This window comes from Chitinophaga sp. 180180018-3 (assembly GCF_037893185.1).
Taxonomy (GTDB): domain Bacteria; phylum Bacteroidota; class Bacteroidia; order Chitinophagales; family Chitinophagaceae; genus Chitinophaga.
Window position 1 is genome coordinate 2,836,308 of sequence record NZ_CP140772.1, and the last position, 26,356, is coordinate 2,862,663.

The following is a 26,356-nucleotide window of genomic DNA, read 5'->3' on the forward strand; positions in this document are numbered from 1 at the left end:
ATCAGGATCCTTTTTTATGTGGACCATACTGACATAGTTAGATTTAAGTTTTCATACACGTGGTTTATATGGGTGATAGAAATGAATACTTCACATCAGGGAAGTATTGTCACTGTTTTTCCGTTGGTAGTATAATGCACGCCGTTTTCTCCCAGGAATTCCAATACCACTGAGAGGTTGACATTTCTGTGCAGAGAGCCGCCGATATGTATATCCGGCACTTTGCCGGCATATACAACATCCACATCATACCATCTGGAGATGCGGCGCATCAGCTCTGCAAAGTCCGTATTATTCAATGCCAGGCGGTCTTTTGTCCACGCCACGGCTTGTTCCGTATCAACGGTTTTGGCTGATAATTTCCCGGTATTTTTTTCGATGCTGGCCTGCTGACCGGGTTGCAGGAGCATAGCAGTGGAGGTAGTGTGTATTTTCACGGACCCTTCCAATAACGTGGTAGTCATATTTTTTTCATCATCATAATCGGCAACGTTGAAGCTGGTACCCAGCACCCGTATCTGTGCGCTATGTGCCTGTATAATAAAAGGCATTTCAGGATCGGGCTTCACCTCGAAATAGGCTTCCCCGCTGATGTCTACGCGTCTTTCTTTTCCGGTGAACGCCGCAGGGAACCTGATCTGGCTGCCGGCATTCAGCCACACATGTGTACCATCGGCCAGCACCAGCCTGAATTGCCGGCCCCGGGGAGTAGATACGGTGTTGTACACCAGCGAATCCCCCGAAGATCCGCGCTGGCGCTGATAACTAAGCTGCCCTTCTTCCTTCTGAAGGTTCGTGGCGCCCTGCCTGGCCAGCCGCCCGTTTCCGGCACTATCCAGCAATATCTGTTGCCCGCTGCCAAGTGTAAGCATGGCACCACTTTTCCCGGGAGGCGCATCGAAATGGATGGCTACCGGGATGGGCGTGGGAGCATGTGCCGGGCGACTGAACCAATACACGCAAATACCTGATAACAATACTGCCGCTGCCGCCACTGCTGCTTTCCACCAGGGAAACACCTTCTTTTCCGGGCCCATGCGCGATTCCATTGCGGCAAAAATATCCGCAGGTGCGTAGTCCCGGGCACTGCCGGCGTAGGCCGGATCATGGAAGGTTTCCTCCAGCCAATGATCCACCACTTCGGGAAAGGCACCCTGATGTATATACTCATACAACAACGCCAGCTCGTCTTCATTCAGCTGTTCGTCGCGGTACTTTCTAAGTAACTGCTCAAATTCGTCTTTGTGCATCATTTGTCCGTTAGTGGGCTATGCCGGTCTTTATTACAAAGACGGATCTCCTTTAAAAAGGAAAACATCCATTTTCAAAAAAAATGAAAATAAGCATGGCCCAGGTATAGTAAAGTAATTATAAACAGGTTGTCGGGGTCATTCACCAGCAGCTTTCGCAACAGGAGCAATGCACGTACCATATAGGTTTTGGACGACAGCGGGGAGATTTCCAGCCGGCCCGCAATTTCTTTGTGACTAAGGCCTTCCAGGTGGCTGAGTGTAAATACCTGTTGCAGTTTGGGGGGCAGGCTCTTGATAGCAGCCTGTACCTGGTGTCCCAACTGCTTGCGTTCCAGCAGCTGTTGCGGAGAGATAGCATTGCCCGAGAAGTACTCCTGCAGGAATTCCCGGTTCGATTCCCGGAATACCGTTGTCCGGAGCTGGTCCCGTACCATGTTCCGGGCAATGGTGAACAGGTATCCTTTAAAATTCTTTATATCCGGTAATTTATCACGATGATCCCAGACTTTCAGGAAAATATCCTGGCTGAGATCTTTGGCCAATTCAGGAGATTTGGTCAGATGAAGACAGGAGCCGAACACCTGATCCCAATAAGTTTCAAATAACTGCCGGAATGCCTGCCGGTCGCCATCCGACACCTGCAGCAACAGCTCATATTCTGTATTTATGTTATCGTTATACAATGGGCTTTAAAGTAAAATGCAAGGTTGAAAATACATAGTATATATGGCATTTTAATAATCTGCCATGGTTATAGTATTTTATTTACATTTAGCATCTATGATTACCGCCACGTCATCCGACAAAAACAGGGTAGTAGAGATACTCACCGCTTCTTTCGACACCAATAAAAGTGTAAACTATATTGTAAAACAAGGAAATGAACGAATGGCCCGCATCAGGAAGCTGATGGAGTATTCGTTTGATGTTTGCTTGTTATCTGGCGTTGTTTATCTTTCGGAAGACAGGAATGCCTGCGTCCTTACCTTACTGCCGGATAAAAAGAAAACCGGTCTTCAGACGATCTGGTGGGATATCCGGCTGATATGCCAGGTGACCGGCCTGTCGGGCATCCGTAAAACGCTGCAGCGCGAGGCGCGTATCAAAAAAATGTATCCTGCCATAAAGATGAACTATCTATGGTTCATTGGGGTGACGCCTGCGGAGCAACATCGGGGAGCAGGCAGCAGGCTGCTGAAAGAGGTGATCAATAGCAGCGGTCGCCCGGTTTATCTTGAAACGTCGATGCCGGAAAATGTGAACTGGTACCAGCGTCATGGGTTCGAAGTATACGCTACACTGGCTTTTGAATATGGGGAGTTGTTCATGCTCAGAACATTCTAGCTTCGTTTGTTGCTTCTTTTGAAGCAACAGGGGCATCACGCCCCTGTCAGTTATTTTTCCAGCACAGGAATCAGGTGTTCCCATTTCAGTTGCCGCGCGAAATCAAGGGCTGTTTTGCCAGCCCGGGTTACGGCCTGCCGGTCAGCGCCTGCTTCAAGCAGCGCTTCCACGCTTGATTTATTACCTGCAATTGTTTCGCGATGCAAAAACGTATACCCGTCCTCGTTAGCAGCATTGATTTCGGCAGGATGAGCAGTAAGGAATTCTTTCAGTTTATCCTTCATGTTAATACTCATCGGGTGTTCCACGAGGTATTCAGGATGTTCTCCCTGCTTTGTCACGACTTCAATATTATTGAAATCCCCGAAATCCAGTCCCCAGGCTTCGTCGTGCTCCTTACGTTCCGCATCATCCATCTGCGACCGGAGATAGTGGATGGTAAAACCGCCGAAGGTTTTGTGCATGGTCGTAAACAGCCAGTCGCTGAGCTGGTACAAGGGAACGGCGATATGATCACCTTCCCGTACATTGGTCAGATCATTGGGACTGTTGATGAGCACCCCGAAAATATTGTCGCCATCGAAGCCCACTTCATTTACCCACATATGTTCTACGATTGGTTTACCAGGGTCATCGGTTTCCTGGCTGAAAGCAATTTTAACAGCAGCCATCCCCAGTGCCGGAACGATTCTGTGTTGTTCCCAGGACGATTCCCGCCAGAAATATTTGAATGTTTCCCTGGCTTTTTCAAAGGCTCTTTCCATGCCTTCATCACTTGCTTCGGCATAAAATATTTTGTTCTCTTCCATCCTGATATAGTTAAAATGATGTTTGTGTGTTATGGGTGCATGTTCCGTCTGGGATTAACCGGGTACTAAATACAGTCAGGCTAAGATAGGGAATTATCATTAATCAGCGTATGCTCCTTTCCGTTTGTATTTTCCCCGTTGCATCCTACCTTTGCCGCATGAAGTATATCGACTGTGCCGGACTGATTGTCGTAAAAGAACGGAAACTATTGCTCGCCTTCAGCAGCAATAAAAAGGCCTGGTACCTCCCCGGAGGAAAAATTGACAGAGGAGAAACTCCTGTGGCAGCGCTGAAGCGGGAAGTACGGGAAGAGCTGAATATAGATCTGCCCGAAGAAACGCTTCAATGGTATTACTATATCGAAGCACCAGCCTTCGGAGAGCAGGAGTTACTGATGAAACAACATTGTTTTATACACGACCTGCAGCAGGAGCCAAGGCCCTCCGCAGAGATCGAAGCAATCAGATACTTCACGCCCGCATCTTACAAAAACGAAATCCACCAGGTGAAAGGGGTATTGCTGGCATTTGAAAAATTGCAGCAAGACGGGCTGGTAGACGGATGATCAGGGCTTGTACCGTGTTATCGTGATCCGTTGTACCTTGCCCTTCGTATAGTAGTTACCGTATAATCGGTGTGGCGCCTCGCCCTCGTAAACATCTTCCATTCCTTCCATGATAAAATAATCTGCTGTTGGTTTCAGCCCGTTGTAGTGCAGAAATTTTATCTTCTTTTCTTCATCAGGCGCCAGATATTCCGGGCGGTAAAAATATCTCTTTTTGTTTTTGCTGTTGGTTAAACGCACACAACTGGCACCTACATATCCATCGCCCAATATAAACTGTATGGTGTAACCGGGCATGCTGCCCTTGTAGAATACCTGCTCATAAGCTTTCTGCGAGAAGGCAAAGAACGGCAGAAGTATCAGGCATACGATGGGCAACAACCTGGTCATAACAGCATCAGGAACTATATAGTGAAAGATAAGTATTATCGAAATTACGGTTCAGCAGATCTTCTTTTCTTATGAAGAAATGGATACAACCTGCATCCCACCAAAGGAAACCTGTTTCATCAGCACTGTCGAGCTCCAGCAGCATCAGCATATTATTTAATTCATGATCCAACGCCGCCTCATCTCCGCTGAAATGTTTCAATAGTGCCTGGCGTGCATTGGCGGGTTTGTAGTCGTAGTATTTTTTCAGGATGATATTGATGGCAGCTTCAATTTCACTGTCGCTGTGCTGGCCGGCAGGATAGCCCCACATCAGGCCTGCAGAGGTATTTAGTTGTTTTGTCATATCTTCATACGCTTCAAATGCTTCATCCGTAAGCTCTTCTTCCAGGTAATTGTAATTAGGCGGCATGAGGGATTTAACAGCATTGAATTTCCAGCCGGTGAAAGGTTCGTATGTATCATCCAGTATAGTGGATCCTTCGGGCCTGGTGAGTACGAGATCGTCCTTCGAGGGCACCCAGATTACCTTATGTTCAATGTTATACGCCGGTTCATCTATGCCCATAAAAAAATACAGCATGCCATTGGCAGGCAGCAGCTGCAAAGGATCTGCGGAGTTTAACGTGGCGAGATCCAGTTGCGCAATGAAGGTCATCCGGCCTCCCTCTTTGGTCAGAGGCCATTGAAAGCCTGCAGGCAGATCCGGAAAGCCTGCTATACGGTTGTTGCCGGCAGTATGGTAATTTTCTTTTTCGCTGTACGATAGCCGGGTTACGGACTTCGTTGTTTCAGCAAGATAGCTTTCCATTAATTCCAGGCTCGACTCCTTTATCAGCGCTTTTAAGCCCTGCTCGTTTAGTTCCATATGCTAATTTTTCTTGTCACAACAATGGTTTACTGCTTCGCAAATTACCCATTTTTCAGGTTAACAGCGAAACGAACAGGAATTTCTTCAGCAGCAGAAGCAGGAGCAAGCTATGCCGGGGCTATAGACTCCGGCATAGCCATCTGTACTTAACGTACTGTGCTTACTTTTTTTCGCAATTTCTCGAGGTGTAATGATACCGCTGTTTTGCTCATATCGCAAGGACCGGGAATCCCGTTAATCGTTGCTTTGGCGGTATATTGCCACAGGAAATAATCCGTCCAGCCTTTAGGTAAGGGAGGAGTGGAAACTTTATTATAGTTAGCAATCCACAGGTGCATTTTCCCGAGGGTATGACTGGCAGGAAGATGTGCGTCAAGATAAGGCTTATTGGAATAGATCATACAGGGGATACCTGTGGTATTATAAACATCATTCAGGAAAACGATGAGCCAGTTGAGATAATCGGTTTTGTTCAACGGCGTATCCCAGCCGGTACTCATTTTCTCGAGGTCGATCGCCAGCCAGCGGGGCGCCGGCAGGGCGTTATTGCCGAACAGCGAGGTGAAATGCCCCGCCTCCTGTGTGGCGTCTTCTTCCGGGGTGAGGGTGCCCCCAGTACCGTGGTCGGGGTAGCCCAGGTGATAATAACTCACCCTGATGCCTGCTGCCTGTGCAGCTTTAGCATTCGTTGCTGCTTTTTTGTCGACTGTTCCGGTACCCAGCGACAGGCGTATGATAACGTCGGTAACGCCGTCGCCCGCAGCTTTGCGCCAGTCAATGCTGTTGTTGTTGCTGGAAACGTCAATGATTTTGTCTGCCATTTTCATTCGGTTTTCATATAAACAATGTGTTTCATTTAAGTTGTCAGGACTTCTTTGGGGTGCATCTATTCAGGGAAGTTTTTCCGGGGTTAATCCTGACAGCGCTGATATCTTCTCGTTATGCTGAGCTGTTGATTAAAAATCAGCTTTCTAAAGTTGTAATAAATATAGGTATTTTACCCGGGATTTAGGAGAGAGATAACAAAAAAGATAATATCCGGCAGTGTTGCTGCTGCTCCGTATGAATCGAATTGTTTTTTTACTATTTTTAATCAGCGCGTTCAACCAAATCAATGTAAGGGGGAGCAGCTTTTTGGGGGATGCAAATTAAATCAGACAAAGAACAGATATTACTGCGCGCAGTTGCGGCCGGCGACCAGCAGGCATTTAAGCAGTTATTCGATGAATACTGGGATAACATCTATGGTGTGGCTTTCACACTTACCCGGTCGCGGGAAATGGCGCGTGACATGGTGCAGGAGATCTTCGTCAGGCTTTGGCTGATGCGTGAAACGCTGGAGGAAAAAGACAACTTCCGTAACTTTCTGTTTATCGTCGCCCGTAATCATATTTTCAGTGAACTGAGGAAAAAAAGCCGCCAGCCTGCTTTTGTGGCGGAACTGGAAGAGTATTTCAGCGAAAGTCCTTTTCATGCCGATCATCCCGCTTTGTATAAAGAATCTGCTGCATTGCTGAACGCAGCAGTAGCCCGTTTGCCGGAACAACAACGGCAGGTCTACGAATTAAGCCGCGAAGAAGGCTGGAGCCAGGAGCAGATTGCTGCGCATCTTAATATCTCCCGTAATACCGTTAAAACTCATATGTCGAGAGCCCTGACGGCCATCCGGTTGTATCTCGAGGGCCATGCCACCGGCATATTGCTGATCATTTGCCTCATACGGGCGTTCCTTTAAAAAATTTTTTCCGGTCGTGTCATACCAGGTGATCCTGCCGGCGTCTTTACTATTACAAGCATTATTATGACCCGATTCAACACTTTATGGGAAGGGTATATTGCCGGCACGCTTACACAAGAGGAAGTAAGGGAGTTCATGACGTTGCTGGATAAGGAGGAAACACAGCTGGAGGAAGGTATCCGGGTCATGCTGGAAGAAGAGGAATGGAACGGACTTGCCCTCCCCGGTGAAAAGGAGATGATCCTCGAAGGTATTGCGGAGCGCGTGAAACCCGGCAGGATCAGGAAGCTGCTGAAACGATTGACAGTAGCCGCCGCTGCGGTGTTTTTCATCGGAGCGGGCGCCTGGTACTGGCATGATCATGTTCGCCGGGATGCACGGCCAGTAGCGGTGGTGATAAAACCCGGAGGCAGCAACGCATCGCTCACGCTCGCCGACGGATCGGTGATTCCACTCGATAGTGCCGGAAACCGTCGCGTGCAGCAGGGCAGCACTACGATACAGCAAATGAACGGGCGCCTGCAATACACCGTAAATAGCAGCAGCACCCATGTGGAGATAAATACGCTACGCACCCCCAAAGGCGGACAGTTTCAGGTGGTGTTGCCCGACGGTACCAACGTATGGCTGAACGCGGCCTCCAGCCTGCAATATCCCGTTGTATTTAATGGCCCCGAGCGGATGGTGACCCTCACCGGTCAGGCTTATTTTGAAGTAGCACATCACGCAGGTCAGCCGTTTAAAGTAAAGGTGAACAATATGGTGGTGGAAGCACTGGGTACCGGCTTCGATATCATGGCTTATACAGACGAAGCTACCATCAATACCACCCTGGTGGAGGGAGCCGTAAAGGTGAGTGCAGGCAGCGAAAATGTATTGCTGAAACCCGGGCAGCAGGCCCTGTTGAACGGCCGGCAGGATGCCTTTACCGTGAAACCCGCCGACATCAATAAGGTACTTGCCTGGAAGAGTGGTTTGTTCGTATTCAATAATACAGATCTGGCTTCCATTCTAAGGGAAGTAGGACGCTGGTATGATGTGGAAATTGTAAACGAGAACAACGATAATTCAAAACTATACGGCGGTAGTATCAGCAGGAAGAAAGATCTCCGGAGCGTACTCCGTTTGCTGGAAGCGGATGGCACGCATCATTTTAAAATAAGCGGCAGGAAAGTGATCCTGCTGAATGAATAAAAACAGGAACAATGAAAATCAACAATCAAAATGCTTAACACAAAAGTGATCCACGTATGAACTAACATCCGGCTACCAAAAAAACGGATCCCGATTGCAGTCGGAATCCGGATAATATCTGGTATCCCTAAAAATCTGAGCAAGACTATTTAAGTATCACCAAACGCCACAAAAGTATGTATTTAAACGTTACCGGAAAAGCCCCGGCGATGCGGGTGCTGTCAACCAAAATTTTCCTGGTTATGAAAATGACCGCTGCATGTTTACTTATTTTCTGCCTGCACGTCTGCGCTACAGGGTTCTCTCAAAAAGTGACCCTGTCAGTGAAAGATGCAGCCCTGCAGGCCGTATTTCCTGAGATCACGAGGCAAACAGGTATCTCTATTTTTTATGAAGAAGATGCCATACGTTATACCAGACCCGTGAGCATCCAGGTGAAAGACATGGACCTCCGGCAGGTACTATTGCTATGTGTGAAAGATCAGCCCATCAGTTTTGTGATGGATGAAAACAATATTACGATCAGGCGAACGGCCACGCGTAAACTGCCGGCGCCAGCCGTAGCAGATACCCTGCTGCCGGTTTCGGGTACCATCACCGATAAGAAAGGCGCGCCTGTTCCGGGCGCTACCATCCTCGTGAAGGATAAAAAAACCGGTACTACGTCGGGCATAGACGGGTCGTTCAGTATCAGGGTACATAGCACAGACAGTCTCATTGTGAAGTTCATCGGATACCAGCAACAGGTGCTGGGCATCGGCAACAGGCGCACGATCAACGTTACACTCACAGACACCGAAGGCGAAGGCCTGAACGAAGTAGTGGTGGTGGGCATGAACTTCCGGCAAACCAAACGCTCCGTTACAGGGGCCATGTCTACCATACAAACGAAAGAGCTGAAACAAAGTCCGGTAGCCAATCTTAACAACGCGCTGGCAGGCCGCCTGCCTGGCCTGATCACCGTACAGTCGTCCGGTCAGCCCGGAGAAGACGCCGCTGCCATGTACATCAGGGGAATTGCTACCTACGGCGGCAACACGGCTCCGCTGGTGGTGATCGACGGTTTGCCGAGAGGACAGGGCAGCTTCAGCCAGATCGATCCCAATGAAGTGGAATCTGTATCTATTCTGAAAGACGCCAGCTCTTCCGCCTTATATGGCATACAGGGCGCAAACGGCGTGATTGTAGTTACCACGAAACGCGGCAGATCAGGCCAGAAACCGGCTATCGATTTCACCGCTCAACAGGGTGTACAACAGGTGATGCGGCTGCCACGCCCGATGAACACTTACGAAAGTGCGCTCTATTTTAATGACTACGACCGCAACAACGGATCTGTTCAGCGTTTCAGCGATGAGGCACTGAAGATCGTGAAAGATAAATCTGATCCTTATTTATATCCCGATGTAAACTGGTATGATGAAATCCTTAAGAAAGCAGCAGCCCAGAATCAGTACAACATCAATATCTCCGGCAGCTCCAACAAAGTACGCTACTTTGTTTCCGGCAGCTATATCCGGCAGGCATCTTTATTAAAACATGGCGATCTGTTTAAGAAAAACTACGACAAGGCCAGTAACTTCAACCGTTATAATTTCCGCTCCAATATCGATATTCAGGCCACCGATAAACTACAGGTGCAGGTAGATCTGGCCGGCCGTCTCGAGCAACGCGTAGGGCCTATGCCCAGCTTCACCGAGGTATTTAATCAGATCAACAATATGCCTCCTTTCGCCCTGCCTGTGTTTAACCCCAATGGTACGCTGGGCGCCGCCAGTAATGTAGAAATACCCTACTGGAGAAACCCTTATGGGTTGGTAACACAAAGCGGTTACTATATCAATTCCACCAACGTCATGTATGGTACGATTTCCGCCCGGCATGAACTCGACTTTATATTACCGGGGTTAAGCGCACAGGCATTTTTTAGTTTCGAGAATAATAACTACAACACGGTTTCCCGTTCACAGGAATTTCCGGCGTACTGGTACAAGGGGCTGGATGCCCAGGGACAGCCGGTTTATCAGCAAACACGTATAGGCACCACGTTGTCTACTTCCGGCAACAACAACATTGAAAGATCTACGTATATAGATGCCCGTTTGAACTATGCCAAAAACTGGAATGATCATGCGGTAACTGCCCAGGTGCTGGCCAACCGCACGCTGCGGGTGTTTAACTTCGACCTGCCTTATGCTTACCAGGGTGTCAGCGGCCGCGTTACCTATGGCTACAAATCCCGTTATTTTGTAGAAACCAACCTGGGATACAACGGCTCCGAAAACTTTCCGAAAGGCAGTCGCTATGGCTTCTTCCCCAGCGCATCCGTAGGATGGGTGGCCAGCGAAGAATCTTTCCTGAAAGGCAATAACCTGCTCCGTTACCTGAAGTTCCGCGCTTCCTATGGTATGGTAGGAAATGATAAGATAGGCGGACAACGTTGGCTGTATCTGAACGATTTCGCGCCGGGCGATGGCTATAACTTCGGCGTGAATCCCGAATTCAAAGGCGGCTACAATGAAGCAAGGGTGGGGAACCCGGCCGTTACCTGGGAACACTCTGCTAAAGCCAATGCCGGGCTGGAGCTGTCGATATTACCGCACGATATGATACAGCTGACCTTCGATGTTTTCCATGAAAGAAGAACCAATATCCTCACCGATCCGCAGCGGGTACCCGATTACCTCGGTATCAGCGGTCTGGCACCACTTAACAGCGGCATAGTCGTGAATAAGGGATTGGATGGAGAGTTGCGTTTTAATAAGGCCTGGAAAGAAGTCAGCATGTTTGCCAACCTGCAGTTCACCTACGCGCGCAATAAAGTATTACAGAACGATCAGCCTGCACCGGCATTTCCCTATCAGGATCTGAGAGGCTACGAAGTAGGCTATGTACTTGGCTATAAGGCTATCGGCTTTTTCAAGGATGACGCAGATATCAAGAACAGCCCCACACAATCGTTCGACAATAAAACCATTCCCGGCGATATTAAATACCTCGACGTTAATCACGACGGCGTCATCAACGCATTCGACCGTGTGCCCATACAGGTGCAGAACGTGCCCCGTTATATGGGTGGCCTGTCGATAGGTGCATCCTGGAGAGGGCTCGATATCAGCCTGCTGCTGAACGGCGCTGCCGGCGGTACTGCTACCTACGTACCTCGTGTAAACGACCGCATACAGTTACAACGATGGACCCCCGAAAACCCCGACAATGCGAAGGTTCCGGGCGCGAAACAGTCTTCCAATAACACACTCACCTCCGATTTTTATCTGTTCAAAACTGACTACCTGAAACTCCGGAATGCTGAAATAGGTTATCAGCTGCCCAAATCATTACTGAAGCGGGTGAAGATAGACTATGCCAGGATATTCCTCAACGGGCAGAATCTGGCAATATGGGATAAGCTCTGGATCAAGGACCGCGACCCCGAAGCCGCCGGCTCCTGGAATCTGCCATATCCGCTGCAGCGGGTGTTTAATATGGGTGTCAATATCAGATTATAAAACGATTAACCGGAAAATATTATGTTAGCAAAAATAAATATCAGGCTGTATTCCGCGAAGATGGCGGCATTGGTGGCTGTGGTGATCCTGACTTTTTCTTCCTGTAGAAAAGACTTCCTGGAACGCGCTCCCAGCGATCTGATCGACGAAGACAAAGTATTCAGTAATATCGATAATGCGGAAGCGTTTCTCAACAACGCTTACCGCGAAGTGCCGACGCTCGTGTACCGGAATAAAAATGATAAGAGTGGTTACTATAACCTGGGTTCTGCTACGGATGAAGGTGCAGGTATGTGGGGACTGGATAATACCGCGGTGGCATTTAACAGCGGTAACTGGAACCCTGTAGCGTTTCCGCTGGATTGGTCGTGGTTCGCATATTACGCGTCTATCAGGAAAGTTAACGTCTTCCTGAAAAATTATCAGCGCATACCGGAAGAAGTATCCGGGCAATCAACCGGCAGCAAGAAGAAAAGAATGCTGGGAGAAGCCCACGGACTGCGGGCTTACTACTATTTCCTGTTGTATACCATGTGGGGAGAAGTGCCCATCATAGAGAATCCGTTGAAACCAGGAGGTACGGAAAATATTAACATACCGCGAAGCAAAATAAGTGACGTGATCGCATTTATTGATCAGGATTTGCAGGCTGCTATTGCTAACCTGCCGGCAACGCAGAATGTTTCCGATTTCGGGCGTTTTACATCTGCTACCGCTAAAGCGTTGCTGTCGAGGTTATACCTCTATTATGCCAGCGAATTATCTAATCCGGGCCATGATCAGGCGAGATGGAATAAGGCAATGGATGCATCCAAAGAAGCGATCGATTTTGCGCTGGCCAATGGTTACGCATTATGTGTAACCGACAATGGTGGCAAAAGAGCCTACGAAAGGGTATTCCTGGAAATGAATAATCCGGAAACCATCTGGTCGAGCTTCGGCCCTTACGAAGGCAATGGTAACTACTGGGATTTCTGGTCTGGCTCCCTGGGCACCGGTGGATGGTATGGCGAAAGTCCGCTGCAAGAAATGGTAGACTCCTATGAAATGCTGAATGGAGAGATACCCGTTACCGGCTACGATGCCAGTGGTGCGCAGATCATTAATCCTGCTGCAGGATACGATCCGGATCATCCCTTCGATAACCGGGATCCGCGTTTTTACCAGACTGTCCTGTACCACGGTGCCACCTGGAAAGGACGAACTGTAAATGTAGCACCTGGCGGAACAGACTACAGCACCGATAAACCCCGTGTCAATTATTTCTGGCGTAAATACATTCAGGAAGAGCATAACCTTTTCAGTGGCTCCGGTTTCAGTCAACGGCGGTTTATAGTATTCAGGGTGGGAGAGCTGTATCTGAACTATGCAGAAGCAAGAAATGAAGCAACAGGCCCTGATGCAGAAGTGTATACTGCTATTAATAAAATCCGCTCCAGAGCCGGTATGCCCGCATTGCCGGCTGGATTGAGCCAGGCCGCTATGCGTGAGAAGATCCGTCATGAAAGAAAGATAGAACTGGTGTTGGAAAACCAACGCTTTTGGGATGTAAGAAGATGGAAAATCGCAGAACGTACAGATAACGGCCCTGTGCACAGGATCAGCGTAACTACCACCGGGAAATTCTCTTATCCCGTATGGACAAGCCGCGTATTCGATAAGAATAAACACTACCTTTTCCCGATACCTCAAAGCGAAATTGATAAGAACCGGCAGGTACTGACGCAAAACCCCGGTTGGTAATCAAACTCAATCATATCCTGTTAATTCCCCTGCGGCGCTGGCCGCGGGGGGATAACAGCCTTTTATTATCTCACCTTAAATTTTCTGCATATGCATTACAGATTATTTTTAATGATGGTGGTTGGATGTTGGGTGATAGGATGTAAGAAAGACATTGAAAAAAAGAATACCACTCTTCAGCGTATTCCGCAGGGAAATGGACTCATGACCGTTGTTGGCTCCAGTGCTACCTATGACTCTATTCTCTGGGAAGTGGACACCGTAAAAAACGTACATCCGTACCTGTTTGATCAGATGGCGGGCATCGACAGATACCAGGGGCAGCTCTATATACTCGGCGGAGGCGGTACCATGTGGAATAACAGCTGGAATGGCTGGGGAATATGGAAAGGCGATAATGTCAACAATGCCGTGCAGCAGTCGCAGCCACAACCTGCTGCTAACTTTCCTTACTATCGTACGGAAGGAAACGACTGGTGTTTCTATTGGCTGATGGGACTTTGGATAGATCCGTCTGATGGTAAATTCTACTCCATTGCCTACAGTGAATACAACTACCTGAACGGTTGGGCCAGCGAAGCAAAGGAACGGCGCATGGGGCTTGCTACGTCGGTTAACAATGGACAAACATGGACCTATCAGGGCGATATCATTACGCAGGACAAATCCATCCCACCACCGGCGGGGCAGCAATATTACGGCGCGGGCGATCTTGATCTTTTCATTCCGGGCGATGGGTATGCGTATGTCTATTATAAAAAAGGCTTCTATTCACTGTCTACGCTGAACAGAACGGCGCAGGATATTTGTGTGGCCAGGTGCCTGCTCAATGATAAACTTGCACCGGGGCATTGGAAGAAATTTTACAACGGTACCTGGGTGGAAGCCGGCATCGGTGGCCATGAAACCATCGTTATACCGGACGTGAATATTGCCAATGTATGTTACAATAAATTCCTTCAAAAATATGTTTGCATCGGCAATGAGATCTATGGTAAAACATTTATTTCTTTTGCCAATAGCATGGCAACACAGGATTGGAGCCCCAGGGATTTCAGTTTTCCGGATATCAGCTATCACTATAACTGGCATGTGAATGTAACCAACAATAACCAGCATGTCATGGGGCAGTCGTTCAAACTCTATACCACCGGGTTTTACCCAGCCACTAACAATCGGCAGGGATATTACTACTACATCATGTTCGATATGAAAGAATATGACCGGACCGGCTGGGAAGTGATTGACTTTTCCTCTCAGGAGCCCTGGCCTTCAGCGCCACAGGAAGGAGGCGCCGCTTATGTGCTGGACAACAATCCATATACGTTCTGGTCTACCGCCTGGGTGAACGGGGAAGCGCCTTTTCCGCATCATATTACCATCGATACGAAATCGGTAAAATCGTTGCATGGTATTACATTTAAGAATCGTAAATTTTATATCAACTATTCCAGCGGCCAGCCCAAAGATATGCAGGTGTTGGTGAGCCAGGATAACGTCAACTGGCAAACGGCGGCTACTTATACTAATATCGAAATACCGGAAGGCCCTGTGGAAGAAAGTAAAACAAGGCTTTCATTTCCTGCAGCAGTGAATGCACGTTACCTGAAACTGGTGGTGACCGCCATTCACGGCACCAACAAGGTGTTGTACTTTTCTGAGATCAGTGCTTTCTGATGATTTATCTTTTGGTGTATTAATTAGCAAGATGAGAATTACATTGATATCTTTTTTATTACTGGTCCTTAACAATAGGTGTTTCGGACAAACGGATACTGTTCAGATAAACGTAACAGATTATAACATCCATCCTGGCAGCCGGCTTAATATAGAGCCGGTGATCAGGACGCTGTTAGCCGAAAACAGGAACGGGCGCTACCTGAAACTGGTTTTTCCCCGCGGCAGGTACGACTTTTGGCCGCATGAAGAAACGGGGGAGTTGTTCAAAGCGTCCGTTGCGTTTGATATCCGCGACAGGTCGGGTGTATGCATCGACGGTCAGGGATCAACATTTGTATTTCATGGAAGAATGATGCCGTTCAGGGTATTGAATGCAGCGGATGTAACACTCCGGAATTTCAGCATCGACTGGGACCGGCCTTTTATGTCGCAGGCAGAGATTGTGCAATGCGGCGATGACTTTTTGGATCTGAAGATAGACGAAAACGTATATCCGTACGAGATAGAGAACGATACACTTTACTTCACGGGCGAGGGCTGGAGAAGTAAGATTGGTGGCAGTTATAATAATATCTTTAATGCAGGTAATAAAGACCTCGTATACCAGACCCGCGATAATCCTTTGGGGAAACTTTCAGATGCCACGGCTACATCGCTCGGGAAAGGACTGGTACGACTGCATTTCCGGCCTGCAATGAAGCCGGCTCCCGGAACGCTGATCGCGCTTTATCACGGCTATTACATCACCGATGGTATACAGCTGATGCAGAGCCGCCGGCTGTGGCTGGAGCAAATCAACATTTACCATACCCTGAGTTGCGGGGTCATTGCTTTCAAAAGTGAAGACATCACCCTGAAGCAGGTGAATATCATAGCCAATGAAAAGAAAAATCGTGTATTCAGTACCGTAGCCGACGCCACGCACTTTAATGGTTGTAAAGGCCGCATTGTGATCGACGGATGCACGGTCACCGGCGCCGGCGATGATTTTATCAATATACATGGTATGTATGCCCAGGTAGCCAAAGTACTGAACGATCATGAAGTGCTGCTGGCGCCGGATGGAAGGTACGTAGGCTTTGAGCCCGGTGATAAAGCCTGGCGGGTGGATACGGCTACGATGCAGCGCTGGCATGGTTTATCCGTGGCAGGGCAGGAGGCTGTATGGGAAAACGGCAGGGTTACAGGATACCGGCTTACTTTCACCAGCAATATCACCGGTATGCTCAATAGTGGCGATCTGCTGGAAAGTGCAGACAGGAACCCGGATGTGGAGATCACCAATTGCCGCGTGATGAAGCGCAACCGCGCAAGGGGGATACTGGTAACCAGCGCAGGCAAAGTGCGCATATCCAATAACTACTTCAATACTGCGGGTGCGGCCATCCTCATTGAAGGCGACCGGCACCTGTGGTATGAATCAGGTGCAGTGAGGGACGTAGCTATTGAAAACAATGTTTTTGAGAACTGTTATACTTCCGGCAATAATATAAAGGAGGCGCCCTGGGGCTGGGGAGAAGGCGTTATTTCCATTACACCTTTTATCACTCCGAAAGATGTAACCTCTCCGGCGTACCATCACAACATCCGCATCACTGGTAATACTTTCCGGCATTACGACTATGCGTTGCTGTACGCCCGTTCTGTAGATACGCTGGTGTTTTCATCTAACAGGATGATATATACGAATACCTATCCGCCATTTTATCGTAAGGTGAATGTATACCTGGATGGATGCAGGCATGTAAGTATTGGTAACAATACATTTGATGCGGCTTTCCCGGGAAGAAATGTGTGGATAGAGCATATGAAGCCGAAGGATTTGAGGCAGTCCGGAAGCGGGAGGTTGAGCGTAAGCAGTCTTTAGCTTTTAGTAAAAATGCAGCGGAGACTAACGTGTAACTATGTACGTTAATCTCCGCTGCATTTTTACTAAAGACTAAAGATTATTTAAACTCCAGCCAATCCAGCGTAAATAAATGCTGGTCCGGCGCCTTATCCTTGCTGAAAACAAAATACAGATCATTCCTGCCACCAGGGTCTTTCACCGGTACGGTCTTCTCAATGAATTTATGCCAATCGCCGGTTGCTTTAAAATCAAAAGTACTGATCACCGGCCCGGTTACGCTGCCGGTGCGTATTTCCAGCCGCGCGTCTTTATCGAGCGACGAATACCTGTAGGTAACGCTGCTGATTCCTTTCAGATCGATGTTCCGGAAAATAAAGAACGACTTGTTATGGATAGAGCCGAGGTGTTCGGAAGAACGGCCTATATTATTGACAGAATCTGCCTCTTCTGCCTGCATTCTGGCAGGGCGCAGGAGGAGCAGGGCAGTGGCACTCAGCGGAGAAGCGTTTCCACCTCCGTCGGTATAAGTGGCTGCCAGCACGTAGTTACCAAATTGCTCTTTGCCCAGGTGATCCTTTAATGCTACCGTTCCGGTAGGCGGCAGTCCGCTGCCAGGTGTTGGTGCTGCAAGGGTAAGAATGTACTTCACAATTTGTCCGGCATCCTCTACTGATAGCTGCGGATGGGCTGCCATAGAGTGTTCTCCCCATACGCCGCCACCGCCATTGATGATCTTGTTGGCAAGATATTCCGGTGCTTTGGGATCGTGTTCATAACGTTTGGCTACCTGCGTGAAAGCGGGGCCTACAGAGGTTTTGTCGAGCTGGTGACAGGCTTTGCAATCACTGCCTTCCATCAGCAATTTCCCCGGATGAGCCGGTATGGCGGTGATCAGCTGGTGACCCTGCTGCGGCTTTTTGCTGCGAGGCACGTAATGCAAACCAACGTTCAGCTGCCCGTAGTTGATAGACGGATCTTCTTTATCGGTAACGGTCACCGCATAATGCAGCGGATGATTGTTGGAATAGAAGGTGCTGTTATCCGTAGTGTTGATGCTTACCCGTGGAACGGTATTGCCTACACGTATAGTGACGGTATCGCTGCTGCTGGCGCCTGACGGATCTGTTATTTTCAACACGGCTTTGTATACGCCGTTTTTCGTATAGGTGTAAACGGGATTAGCTTCTTTAGAACTGCTGCTGCCGTCGCCGAAATTCCATTCATATTTCAGTGCGTCGTTGTCGAAATCATAGCTCTTCGTACTGTTGAACGCCACTTTCACCGGGGCGGAGCCTGCGGTATCTACGGTGTATACTTTGGCCACCGGAGCGCGGTTGCCGCCATTGTAGGAAACTTTCACCAGCCGGGCATCGTCGTTGTCTACGCCATACACAGAACCATATTCCAGTACGTACAGGTCGCCTCCCTTACCGGTGGCCATGTCTACCGGGCGGCGGAAATCGCCGTTGGTGGCCATGAACGGCTCCATTGATTTGAAGTTGTATTGTTCATCCAGCCGTACTACATATACCCAGTTACGCATCCAGTCGTAGATGAATAACCCGTTATCGAAATACGCCGGTAATCCGGTGCTGCTGGCGGTATTTTTATCATAATGAAAAACCGGGCCAGCCATGGCGCATCGGCCGCCATTGCCTAATTGCGGGAATACTTTCGATGAATCGTACGGATAGTAAACCATCGCTTTCTGCCCCGGAGGTAATACTTTCAGCCCGGTATTATACGGTGAGTGGTTCACCGGCGCTTCTGCTTTATAGGGCTGGCCAATTGTTTTCGTTGCAAAATCATATGCAGGATATACTTTATTATCCGCTACCATAAACGGCCAGCCGAAGTTCCCCGGCTTTTTCGCCTGGTTGATCTCATCGTAACCACGAGGGCCCTGCGCGGCGTCCTGGCCGGCATCCGGACCAACCTCGCCCCAGTATACGAAACCGGTAGCTTTGTCGACCGACATACGGTACGGATTACGGCAGCCCATGACATATATCTCCGGCCTGGTGCCTGCCGTACCTTTTGGAAACAGATTGCCTTCAGGTATAGTATAAGTGCCATCAGGCTGCGGATGTATGCGCAGTATCTTTCCCCGGAGGTCGTTTGTATTACCGGCGGAGCGCTCTGCGTCAAACGTGATGCGGCCAGGAATCGTGTCCAGTGGCGCATAACCGTTGGAGGCAAATGGTACGGTATTATCGCCGGTAGATATGAACAGGTTACCATCTTTATCCCAATCCAGCGAACCACCGGTATGCGCGCTTACTTCCAGTTCCAGCGGAATGGTGAGCAGCACTTTCTCCGATGCTACTATCAGCGAATCTTTCCCTGCCAGCGTAAACCGGGATACATGCTGCGCTGCCGGCAGTTTATTGGGTGTATAAAAACAATAAATGTAATGGTTGTGATCAAAGTCGGGGTCAATGGTTAATCCCAGCAATCCGTTACCAAATCCTTCCTTTGTATCCGGTAGTACCGGGAACGTATATACGACTTTCGTGGCCTGGCTTGCCGCATCGTAACGGTACAGCTTACCACTTCTCTCTATAAAATAAACATCCCCATCATTGGTAACAGCCAGTTCCATCGGCTCGTTCAGGTCGTTCGATAAAATGGTTTTGGTAAAACGATTGTCTTCCGGGGTTTTCATCGTTCCGCCGTCTTTCCGGTTACCGCATGCCTGTATAATGAGTGTTGAACTGACAATAATCAGGCCCGGTATCAGCCGGCGCAAACGCGATGGTTGTTGATCGCTCATGTGTGTGTTTGAGATTTTGATTAGAAGGATCTAAAATAATAGCGTATTATTTCTTTTTTCCGGAAATGGGATGAAAGGAAATAATATAGGATAAGCAAATCTTTCGGGAAAGAAGTATAATTATAGGCGAATTTAATATCACAATAATAGCAGGGCTTGTCATTTTCTGTGCTGCTTGCGTATCTTTGGTGCCCACATTATCCAGGCAGTTAAATATTAAAGATGGATCTGAAGGAATTTAAATCATCTCTCCAAAAGGAGCACCCGCCGAAAGAAATTTCCGTTTACCTGGAGTCGCTCTGGTACGATGCGAAAGGAAACTGGAAAAAGGCGCACGACCTGGTCGACAGTCTGCCAGGGACAGATGCTGCCCGGGTGCATGCGTATCTGCACAGGGTAGAAGGTGATCAGGGAAACGCTGATTATTGGTACCGCCGCGCCGGCGCCAGCAGACCTGCATATCCGCAGGAAGAGGAATGGGAAGTATTAGTAACCCGGTTTTTAAAATAAAATAAAAAGAGCCGGCTGCAGTTAAGTTTAGTTTTTTAGCGGAGTATGTGGAAATTTTTTCTCTTGTTAATGTTACCTGCCCTCCTGGCAGCCGGTGATGGTTTGAGCCAGTCGTCGTACGGCTTGCGCTTCTCCAGCCACGAGGTGGTGCAGGAGAAACGAACTGCACTGAACCTCACTTCCACAGGACCGTTATGTTTTAAGAAGAAAGGAGAAATTGCTTTCGACTTTAATTTACTTCCCTATAAAGAATCTTATTTTGGCTACATACTAAGGATTGTTGCTGACAACGACGAGAATGTAGACCTGGTATACAATCAGCAGGACCGGTCCATTAATTTCCTCATCGGCGAAAATTTTTCGAAGAAGTTTTACATCGACTCAGCAGCGCTTTTCAATAAATGGACGCGCATTGCTGTGAGTATCGACCCGGCCAGCCGGGAAGCGGCTGTAGCTGTGGAAGGCCGGCAGGTAGCGCGCGGACACTTGCAAACAGGCAACCCCGCCTGTATAAAGGTGCTCTTCGGTACCAACGCCTTTGAAGGTTTTCAGACAACCGATATTCCGCCAATGAATATCCGTGATATTGTAGTGAAAGAGGGAGATGCCATCCGCTACAACTGGCCCCTCTCGGAAGTTGCCGGCGACACTGCCACCGACCGGCAGGAAGGGAAAACCGCTGCAGTAAAGAATCCTGTCTGGATCAACCCCCGGCATAACCACTGGCGCCTCGCGCAAACATGGGAAGTGAACGGATATCCCGCCGTAGCGTTCGACCGGAATACGGAGGTGCTCTACCTGGTAACCGGCGATACTTTATATCATCTTTCATTTAAAAATGGTCAGGCTGCAGGAACAGCGCTCAGCCAGCGTTTGGAGAACCTGCTACCCGGTAACCAGGCGGTGTTTGATCCGTATAATAATAAATTATATAGTTTTTATGCAGATGAACGCAAAGCCGGCACCTATGATGCTGCCAACCGGCGCTGGGATGTAGCATATACGCCAGGAGGGCTCACGGTATTCTGGCAGGCCAACAAATTCTTCTCCCGCTCCGATTCTTCGCTGTATATACTCTGCGGCTACGGCCAGATGCAATACAAGAACCTCGTACAACGTTATCGCCCCTCCGCTGCCAGCTGGGATACCGTATCCGTTAGCGGCGAACGCCTCGTGCCACGCTACCTCGCAGCAGTAGGCGCCACTACCAATGGCGATACGGCCTATATACTCGGTGGTTACGGCAGCAACAGCGGTAGCCAGGTGATTAACCCGCGTCATCAGTACGATCTGATGGCTTTCTATGTAAAAGATCATTCTTTTCATAAGCTATACCAGCTCAAAGAACCAGGTGTGCAATTCGCCTTTGCCAACAGCCTCGTTCCGGACCCCGATGGGCAACATTATTATGCACTTACTTTTCCTGACAACCAGTTCCATACTTCACTGCAACTGATCCGGGGCTCCCTGTCGGAACCGGTGTATACTCAGCTGGCCGATGAAATACCGTATTCTTTTCATGATATCAGGTCTTTCGCCGATCTCTATTTTTGCAGTACCAGCGAACTGCTGACGGCTGTAACCATGCATACCAACAGCGACCAGCGAACTACCGTGAACGTATATACGCTCGAATTTCCGGGAGCTGCCATTACAACAGCAGTATCTGCGCGCAAACAAATCAGCCGCTGGTATATTTGGGCATCGGTGATATCCCTGGCGTTAGTCATCTTCATAATATATTATTACCGCTTCCGCCGTAAACCATCCCTGCCGGCTACACAGGCAACAGCACCACCGGCGCCGGTAATAGCAACGCCGGAACCGCCTGCAGAAGCACCGGGGCAGCAGGCTGATATCCACTGCTTCGGTACATTTGAAGTATTAGACAAAGACGGACAAGATCTGACCCGCTCGTTCACACCACTGCTGAAAGAACTGTTTCTGCTGATCGCTATTCATACCATCCGCACCGGTAAAGGAATTTCGTCCGATAAACTATATGCGACACTTTGGCCGGATAAGTCGAGCAAAGAAGCGCAGAACAACCGTTCCGTAAACATGGTGAAGCTGAAAGCGATATTAGACAAACTGGCGCCCTGTACATTCGTGAAGGAGGCCGACAGGTGGAGCCTGCAGTACGATGCCACCCGGATTCGCATCGACCTCGCCGTTTTCCAGGAGCTGCTGGCGCAACCCCGGCCGTTGTCGAAAACCGGGATAAAACAAATGCTCGCCATACTACGCCGTGGCGCCTTCCTGCCTGATGCCGGGTACGGCTGGCTGGAAGATATACAGTCGGGTATCTCGGCCGATGTGCTGGATGTATTGACCGGCACTGCGCCCCAATTTAAAGCAGCACCGGAACTGCTGATAGAAATGGCAGATGGTATTTTCCTCGTTGATCCGGTCAGTGAAGAAGCATTACTCCTGAAGTGCAGCAGCCTGGTTACCCTGGGACGACATTCACTGGCTAAAGCACTTTTTAATAAATTTACAAAAGAGTATCTACACCTATACGGAGAAGAATTTCCGCATCCCTTCACGGATTTTTCCGGTGAAAAGTGAACTTTTTTTGAACTTTTTTCGCGGGTTAGTGCTTAATTAGTGCTGCTGTTAAGGCCACCAGGCTAAATTGCAGCCAGTAATGAATAAGACATTATTCCACGACATGGCACTCAGGCCGTTTTATTTGCAGAATGCTGGCGATCTCCGTCGCCAGCATTTTTTGTTTAAATATCCCATCTCCATTATAAATAATATGCTCAATGAAAAGATCTATATGGAGGAACAGTAGCCTCCTCCTGCTAACATCAGTTATTTCCCTTTCCACCCAGGCGGCTGTCCGCGATTCGATTCCAGACCGGAATACGGATATGATAGATCCCCGCATCGGTAATGTGGGGCAATTACTGGAGCCTACCCGTCCGACGGTGCAGCTACCCAATCAGCTCATCCGGTTTACGCCGCAGCGTAAAGATTATATGGATGATCAGATCGATAATTTTCCGCTAACGATTGTATCGCACAGAATGGGGCAGGTGTTTTCCGTAAAGCCCGTCGCCGGCACGCCGGATAAAGCTGCCCGGAACAGACGAATGGCTTACGACCATGATCTGGAAATAAACCGTCCCTGGTATTACTCCACCTGGCTGCTCGACGATCAGATCAATGTAGAATTCGCCGCAGGCCGGAAAACCGGCTGCTACCGTTTTCGTTTCCCGCAACAGCCGTCCGGCAGATCGCTGCTCTTTGGTGTCTATAACGGTGGGGCATCTTCCTATAACCTCCTTCCCAACAATATCATCAAAGGAGTGGAAACATATCACGACGATATCAAAGTGTATATGTACGGGGTATTCAGTCAGCAGGCCACCCTGGAAAGCGGTAGTAACGGTACTGCCGAAATAGCAGTGGGATTCCCTGCGTCCGCCAGTGAAGTGGTTTTCAGGTATGCCATTAGTTACATCAGCCCGGAAGAGGCGGAACAACATTTCCGTGAAGAAATCAGTCATACATCCTTCGACGAGGTAGTCGCTGCCGGAAAGGCAGCCTGGGACAAGGTGATGGATCAGATCAATGTAAAAGGAGGAACACCGGCTCAGCGCCGCTCTTTTTATACCGCATTGTATCGTTGCTATGAGAGAGCGGTTGATATTTCGGAAGATGGGAAGTACTACAGTGGTTTCGATAAACAGATCCATGCCGATAATCGTCCTTTTTATGTGGATGACTGGTCGTGGGACACCTACCTGGCTCTGCATCCACTGCGCATGATCCTGGACCCGGCAAAGGAAGAAGACATGCTGAACTCCTACGTACACATGTACGAACAAAGCGGCTGGATGCCTACCTTTCCCGTGCTGTTCGGAGATCATGCCTGCATGAACGGATTTCATTCGTCGGTGATCATGCTTGATGCCTGGAGAAAAGGCCTGAGAAGATTTAATATAGAGACCGCCTACGAAGGTATGCGCAAAAATGCGACGGAAGCCACGATGCTGCCCTGGCGCAACGGTCCCAAAACATCGCTGGATGATGTATACCGTAGCAAAGGCTACTTCCCGGCGCTGCACCCCGGCGAAAAAGAAACGGTTGCCGAAGTACATTCTTTCGAAAAAAGACAGGCAGTAGCCGTGACACTCGGCGGAGCATACGACGACTGGGCCGTAGCCGAACTGGCCGGTGAGCTCAATAAAAAGGCCGACCAGCAACGCTTTGCACCCCGGGCAAAAAATTATCAGCATCTCTGGAATGCAGAGAAGCAGTTTTTTATGCCGAAAGATGCCGATGGGAACTGGATCAATATCAACGTAAAATTCGACGGAGGCCTGGGAGGCCGCGATTACTACGACGAAAACAATGGCTGGACCTATCTGTGGCAGGTACAGCACGACATTCCCGGGCTGATAACATTGATGGGCGGGAAGCAGGCCTTCGTAAAGCGCCTGGATCAGCTGTTCCGTGAATCGCTGGATATGTCGCGTTACAACTTCTGGAACAAATTCCCGGATGCCACCGGTCTTGTTGGCCAGTTTTCTATGGGCAACGAGCCCAGTTTCCATATCCCTTATCTCTACAATTACGCAGGCGCTCCCTGGAAAACCCAGCAGCGTATCCGTTTCCTGCTGGATACCTGGTTTAAGGATAACGTGTTTGGGATCCCCGGTGATGAAGATGGTGGCGGTATGTCGGCCTTTGTGGTATTTTCTTCCATGGGCTTCTATCCGGTAACACCGGGCATTCCGGAATATACCATCGGCAGTCCTGTATTTGAGCATGTCACTATTGCATTGCCGGATAACAGGCAATTCACGATCATTGCACATGATTGTTCCGTGGTGAACAAATACATCCAGCAGGCGAAATTCAATGGCCAGCCTTTGAGTAAGCCGTTTTTCACCCATCAGCAGCTGATGAATGGTGGAACGTTGGAACTGTTTATGGGACCGAAGCCGGGAGAAGCGTTTGCCGCCTCGCTTTTCTAGCTCCAAATTCTCACGTAGTGTATTATTCTATAATATATCTTTGCGTGCAAAATTTGCTTAATCCTATATCTATGAAGAAACTACTGGTTTTCGCATTGCTTGCAACTGCCTTTTTTGCATGTAAAAAAGATGATCATCCTGGCACAGACAAGCCAGCGGCCCCGGATCCTAATGTATTGACAGCTTCCCTACAGGTTCAATACGGAAAATCCATTAAAGGAACTATGCCTGTGGGTACAGGTGCAGCTGGTGCGCCGGTATTGAATACGGCATCGGGTAACCAGGTGATTCCGGCCATCAACGGGCGGTATGCGGTGATCAGGCCGGATCTGACCGGCGGTAAATTCAAGGGGTATTACCTGAAAGTATCCGGTGCAGATAGTTATTTCAAGGTAGATTTTTCGCAGCCTAAATCAGGAGCAAGAATGGCAAAAGGTGTAGATCGCCGCTGGCTGAAAAAAGATGGCAACGATTCTATCATCATTATCAAGCTGCCGCAGAACGCCACTACAGATACTATTTCTATTGAGTATTCGGTATACGATTCTACCAATGCGGTGAGTAACGTGATCAAAGCGATTATCACCATCCTCAGTCCGGCTGGCGGCGCTGCCGGAACTCCGCTGGTGGGCAACTGGCAGAACTATCGCTATAAAACCCCGACAGAGAATGAGTGGCACCTGACATTGGCCGGCGATACTTCCAGGGATCTCTTTTATTGCAGAGATACATCGCTTGTCTACGCCCAACCCGCAGATCTCAATACATTCTGGTTATATACCAACTACCATTATACCGTCAAAGATGAAGGTGCTTTCAACAGCGATGGCACTTTCAAATGGGATAATGAAGACACAGACTATATCCTGGTTGTTCCGGGATCCAGCTGCTCTCATCAGAGATACGATGTCATAAAGGATAACACCAGTTATTCCGGTGGCTGGTCTTATAACCCTGCCACAAAAAAATTACTGATGGTACTTGATCAGAACGGACAACTGAATGCAGAAAACTTTGATATCATAGAGCATACCATTACGGAGATTACGGCCACAAAAATGGTCATAACCAGTCCGGATGGGGGTATGACGGAGCTGGTGAAGAAATAAGGAGAAAGAATTATTAATTTGCGTAGAGAA

Annotated in this window: 20 protein-coding genes; 13 read left to right on the forward strand and 7 right to left on the reverse strand. The window is 48.8% G+C overall.

Annotated elements, in window-relative coordinates; genetic code table 11:
* Nucleotides 1-95 precede the first annotated feature (95 nt).
* Nucleotides 96-1,253, reverse strand: coding sequence for a FecR domain-containing protein (locus UNH61_RS11125; RefSeq protein WP_339070946.1), 1,158 nt, complete (start codon nucleotides 1,251-1,253; stop codon nucleotides 96-98).
* Nucleotides 1,254-1,324: 71 nt separating this feature from the next.
* Entirely contained in the window at nucleotides 1,325-1,936 is a 612-nt protein-coding gene (locus UNH61_RS11130) for a sigma-70 family RNA polymerase sigma factor (protein ID WP_339070947.1), read from the reverse strand.
* Between the two features lie 97 nt (nucleotides 1,937-2,033).
* On the opposite strand from UNH61_RS11130, the gene UNH61_RS11135 reads away from it, so the two are divergent.
* On the forward strand, nucleotides 2,034-2,597 hold the full coding sequence (locus UNH61_RS11135; RefSeq protein ID WP_339070948.1) for a GNAT family N-acetyltransferase: 564 nt from the start codon (nucleotides 2,034-2,036) through the stop codon (nucleotides 2,595-2,597).
* Nucleotides 2,598-2,647: 50 nt separating this feature from the next.
* On the opposite strand, the gene UNH61_RS11140 is transcribed toward UNH61_RS11135, so the two are convergent.
* Nucleotides 2,648-3,406, reverse strand: coding sequence for a DUF2314 domain-containing protein (locus UNH61_RS11140; protein ID WP_339070949.1), 759 nt, complete (start codon nucleotides 3,404-3,406; stop codon nucleotides 2,648-2,650).
* A gap of 158 nt (nucleotides 3,407-3,564) precedes the next feature.
* Here UNH61_RS11140 and UNH61_RS11145 point away from each other — a divergent pair, with 158 nt between their 5' ends.
* Nucleotides 3,565-3,972: an NUDIX domain-containing protein gene (locus UNH61_RS11145; RefSeq protein WP_339070950.1), complete on the forward strand. Its 408-nt coding sequence runs from the start codon at nucleotides 3,565-3,567 to the stop codon at nucleotides 3,970-3,972.
* Here the strand turns inward: UNH61_RS11145 and UNH61_RS11150 are convergent, their stop codons facing one another.
* The 3 genes from UNH61_RS11150 to UNH61_RS11160 form a co-directional block, all read right to left on the reverse strand.
* A complete protein-coding gene (locus UNH61_RS11150) occupies nucleotides 3,973-4,362 on the reverse strand; it encodes a hypothetical protein (protein WP_339070951.1) in 390 nt (129 codons plus the stop codon).
* 7 nt (nucleotides 4,363-4,369) lie between these two features.
* Nucleotides 4,370-5,230, reverse strand: a complete 861-nt coding sequence (locus UNH61_RS11155) for a YwqG family protein (RefSeq protein ID WP_339070952.1) — start codon at nucleotides 5,228-5,230, stop codon at nucleotides 4,370-4,372.
* 149 nt (nucleotides 5,231-5,379) lie between these two features.
* Nucleotides 5,380-6,054, reverse strand: a complete 675-nt coding sequence (locus UNH61_RS11160; protein ID WP_339070953.1) for a glycoside hydrolase family 25 protein — start codon at nucleotides 6,052-6,054, stop codon at nucleotides 5,380-5,382.
* 320 nt (nucleotides 6,055-6,374) lie between these two features.
* On the opposite strand from UNH61_RS11160, the gene UNH61_RS11165 reads away from it, so the two are divergent.
* The 6 genes from UNH61_RS11165 to UNH61_RS11190 all read left to right on the forward strand — a co-directional run bounded on the left by UNH61_RS11165 (nucleotide 6,375) and on the right by UNH61_RS11190 (nucleotide 16,964).
* Nucleotides 6,375-6,968, forward strand: coding sequence for an RNA polymerase sigma-70 factor (locus tag UNH61_RS11165; protein ID WP_339070954.1), 594 nt, complete (start codon nucleotides 6,375-6,377; stop codon nucleotides 6,966-6,968).
* Nucleotides 6,969-7,034: 66 nt separating this feature from the next.
* Nucleotides 7,035-8,165, forward strand: a complete 1,131-nt coding sequence (locus UNH61_RS11170; RefSeq protein ID WP_339070955.1) for a FecR domain-containing protein — start codon at nucleotides 7,035-7,037, stop codon at nucleotides 8,163-8,165.
* 242 nt (nucleotides 8,166-8,407) lie between these two features.
* On the forward strand, nucleotides 8,408-11,674 hold the full coding sequence (locus tag UNH61_RS11175) for a TonB-dependent receptor (RefSeq protein ID WP_339070956.1): 3,267 nt from the start codon (nucleotides 8,408-8,410) through the stop codon (nucleotides 11,672-11,674).
* Nucleotides 11,675-11,695: 21 nt separating this feature from the next.
* On the forward strand, nucleotides 11,696-13,417 hold the full coding sequence (locus UNH61_RS11180; protein ID WP_339070957.1) for a RagB/SusD family nutrient uptake outer membrane protein: 1,722 nt from the start codon (nucleotides 11,696-11,698) through the stop codon (nucleotides 13,415-13,417).
* A 90-nt stretch (nucleotides 13,418-13,507) separates the two neighbouring features.
* Entirely contained in the window at nucleotides 13,508-15,094 is a 1,587-nt protein-coding gene (locus UNH61_RS11185; RefSeq protein ID WP_339070958.1) for a discoidin domain-containing protein, read from the forward strand.
* Between the two features lie 31 nt (nucleotides 15,095-15,125).
* Nucleotides 15,126-16,964 (forward strand): right-handed parallel beta-helix repeat-containing protein, encoded by a 1,839-nt coding sequence (locus tag UNH61_RS11190; protein WP_339070959.1) that lies wholly within the window; start codon nucleotides 15,126-15,128, stop codon nucleotides 16,962-16,964.
* Nucleotides 16,965-17,043: 79 nt separating this feature from the next.
* Here UNH61_RS11190 and UNH61_RS11195 read toward each other — a convergent pair whose 3' ends face one another.
* Entirely contained in the window at nucleotides 17,044-19,719 is a 2,676-nt protein-coding gene (locus UNH61_RS11195; protein WP_339070960.1) for a PQQ-dependent sugar dehydrogenase, read from the reverse strand.
* Nucleotides 19,720-19,941: 222 nt separating this feature from the next.
* Between UNH61_RS11195 and UNH61_RS11200 the strand changes: the two genes are divergently transcribed.
* From UNH61_RS11200 to UNH61_RS11220, 5 genes are all read left to right on the forward strand, one after another.
* Nucleotides 19,942-20,229, forward strand: a complete 288-nt coding sequence (locus UNH61_RS11200; protein WP_339070961.1) for a hypothetical protein — start codon at nucleotides 19,942-19,944, stop codon at nucleotides 20,227-20,229.
* A 69-nt stretch (nucleotides 20,230-20,298) separates the two neighbouring features.
* Nucleotides 20,299-22,797, forward strand: coding sequence for a hypothetical protein (locus tag UNH61_RS11205; RefSeq protein ID WP_339070962.1), 2,499 nt, complete (start codon nucleotides 20,299-20,301; stop codon nucleotides 22,795-22,797).
* Between the two features lie 79 nt (nucleotides 22,798-22,876).
* The gene (locus UNH61_RS11210) at nucleotides 22,877-23,026 is read left to right on the forward strand and encodes a hypothetical protein (RefSeq protein WP_339070963.1); all 150 of its coding nucleotides are present in this window, start codon (nucleotides 22,877-22,879) and stop codon (nucleotides 23,024-23,026) included.
* Nucleotides 22,998-25,217 (forward strand): GH92 family glycosyl hydrolase, encoded by a 2,220-nt coding sequence (locus UNH61_RS11215; protein ID WP_339070964.1) that lies wholly within the window; start codon nucleotides 22,998-23,000, stop codon nucleotides 25,215-25,217. The genes UNH61_RS11210 and UNH61_RS11215 overlap by 29 nt, the downstream gene beginning before the upstream one ends.
* Before the next feature lie 71 nt (nucleotides 25,218-25,288).
* Complete coding sequence (locus UNH61_RS11220; protein WP_339070965.1) at nucleotides 25,289-26,326, forward strand: hypothetical protein; 1,038 nt, start codon at nucleotides 25,289-25,291, stop codon at nucleotides 26,324-26,326.
* The last annotated feature ends 30 nt before the right edge of the window (nucleotides 26,327-26,356 follow it).

Bases quoted from the DNA above. Each gene is read 5' to 3' on its own strand.
- UNH61_RS11155 (WP_339070952.1), bottom strand. From the start codon at position 5,230: ATGGAACTAAACGAGCAGGGCTTAAAAGCGCTGATAAAGGAGTCGAGC.
- UNH61_RS11180 (WP_339070957.1), top strand. From the start codon at position 11,696: ATGTTAGCAAAAATAAATATCAGGCTGTATTCCGCGAAGATGGCGGCA.
- UNH61_RS11145 (WP_339070950.1), top strand. From the start codon at position 3,565: ATGAAGTATATCGACTGTGCCGGACTGATTGTCGTAAAAGAACGGAAA.
- UNH61_RS11175 (WP_339070956.1), top strand. From the start codon at position 8,408: ATGAAAATGACCGCTGCATGTTTACTTATTTTCTGCCTGCACGTCTGC.
- UNH61_RS11205 (WP_339070962.1), top strand. From the start codon at position 20,299: ATGTTACCTGCCCTCCTGGCAGCCGGTGATGGTTTGAGCCAGTCGTCG.
- UNH61_RS11200 (WP_339070961.1), top strand. From the start codon at position 19,942: ATGGATCTGAAGGAATTTAAATCATCTCTCCAAAAGGAGCACCCGCCG.
- UNH61_RS11215 (WP_339070964.1), top strand. From the start codon at position 22,998: ATGAAAAGATCTATATGGAGGAACAGTAGCCTCCTCCTGCTAACATCA.
- UNH61_RS11165 (WP_339070954.1), top strand. From the start codon at position 6,375: ATGCAAATTAAATCAGACAAAGAACAGATATTACTGCGCGCAGTTGCG.
- UNH61_RS11210 (WP_339070963.1), top strand. From the start codon at position 22,877: ATGAATAAGACATTATTCCACGACATGGCACTCAGGCCGTTTTATTTG.
- UNH61_RS11190 (WP_339070959.1), top strand. From the start codon at position 15,126: ATGAGAATTACATTGATATCTTTTTTATTACTGGTCCTTAACAATAGG.
- UNH61_RS11150 (WP_339070951.1), bottom strand. From the start codon at position 4,362: ATGACCAGGTTGTTGCCCATCGTATGCCTGATACTTCTGCCGTTCTTT.
- UNH61_RS11125 (WP_339070946.1), bottom strand. From the start codon at position 1,253: ATGATGCACAAAGACGAATTTGAGCAGTTACTTAGAAAGTACCGCGAC.
- UNH61_RS11170 (WP_339070955.1), top strand. From the start codon at position 7,035: ATGACCCGATTCAACACTTTATGGGAAGGGTATATTGCCGGCACGCTT.
- UNH61_RS11185 (WP_339070958.1), top strand. From the start codon at position 13,508: ATGCATTACAGATTATTTTTAATGATGGTGGTTGGATGTTGGGTGATA.
- UNH61_RS11195 (WP_339070960.1), bottom strand. From the start codon at position 19,719: ATGAGCGATCAACAACCATCGCGTTTGCGCCGGCTGATACCGGGCCTG.
- UNH61_RS11135 (WP_339070948.1), top strand. From the start codon at position 2,034: ATGATTACCGCCACGTCATCCGACAAAAACAGGGTAGTAGAGATACTC.
- UNH61_RS11140 (WP_339070949.1), bottom strand. From the start codon at position 3,406: ATGGAAGAGAACAAAATATTTTATGCCGAAGCAAGTGATGAAGGCATG.
- UNH61_RS11160 (WP_339070953.1), bottom strand. From the start codon at position 6,054: ATGGCAGACAAAATCATTGACGTTTCCAGCAACAACAACAGCATTGAC.
- UNH61_RS11220 (WP_339070965.1), top strand. From the start codon at position 25,289: ATGAAGAAACTACTGGTTTTCGCATTGCTTGCAACTGCCTTTTTTGCA.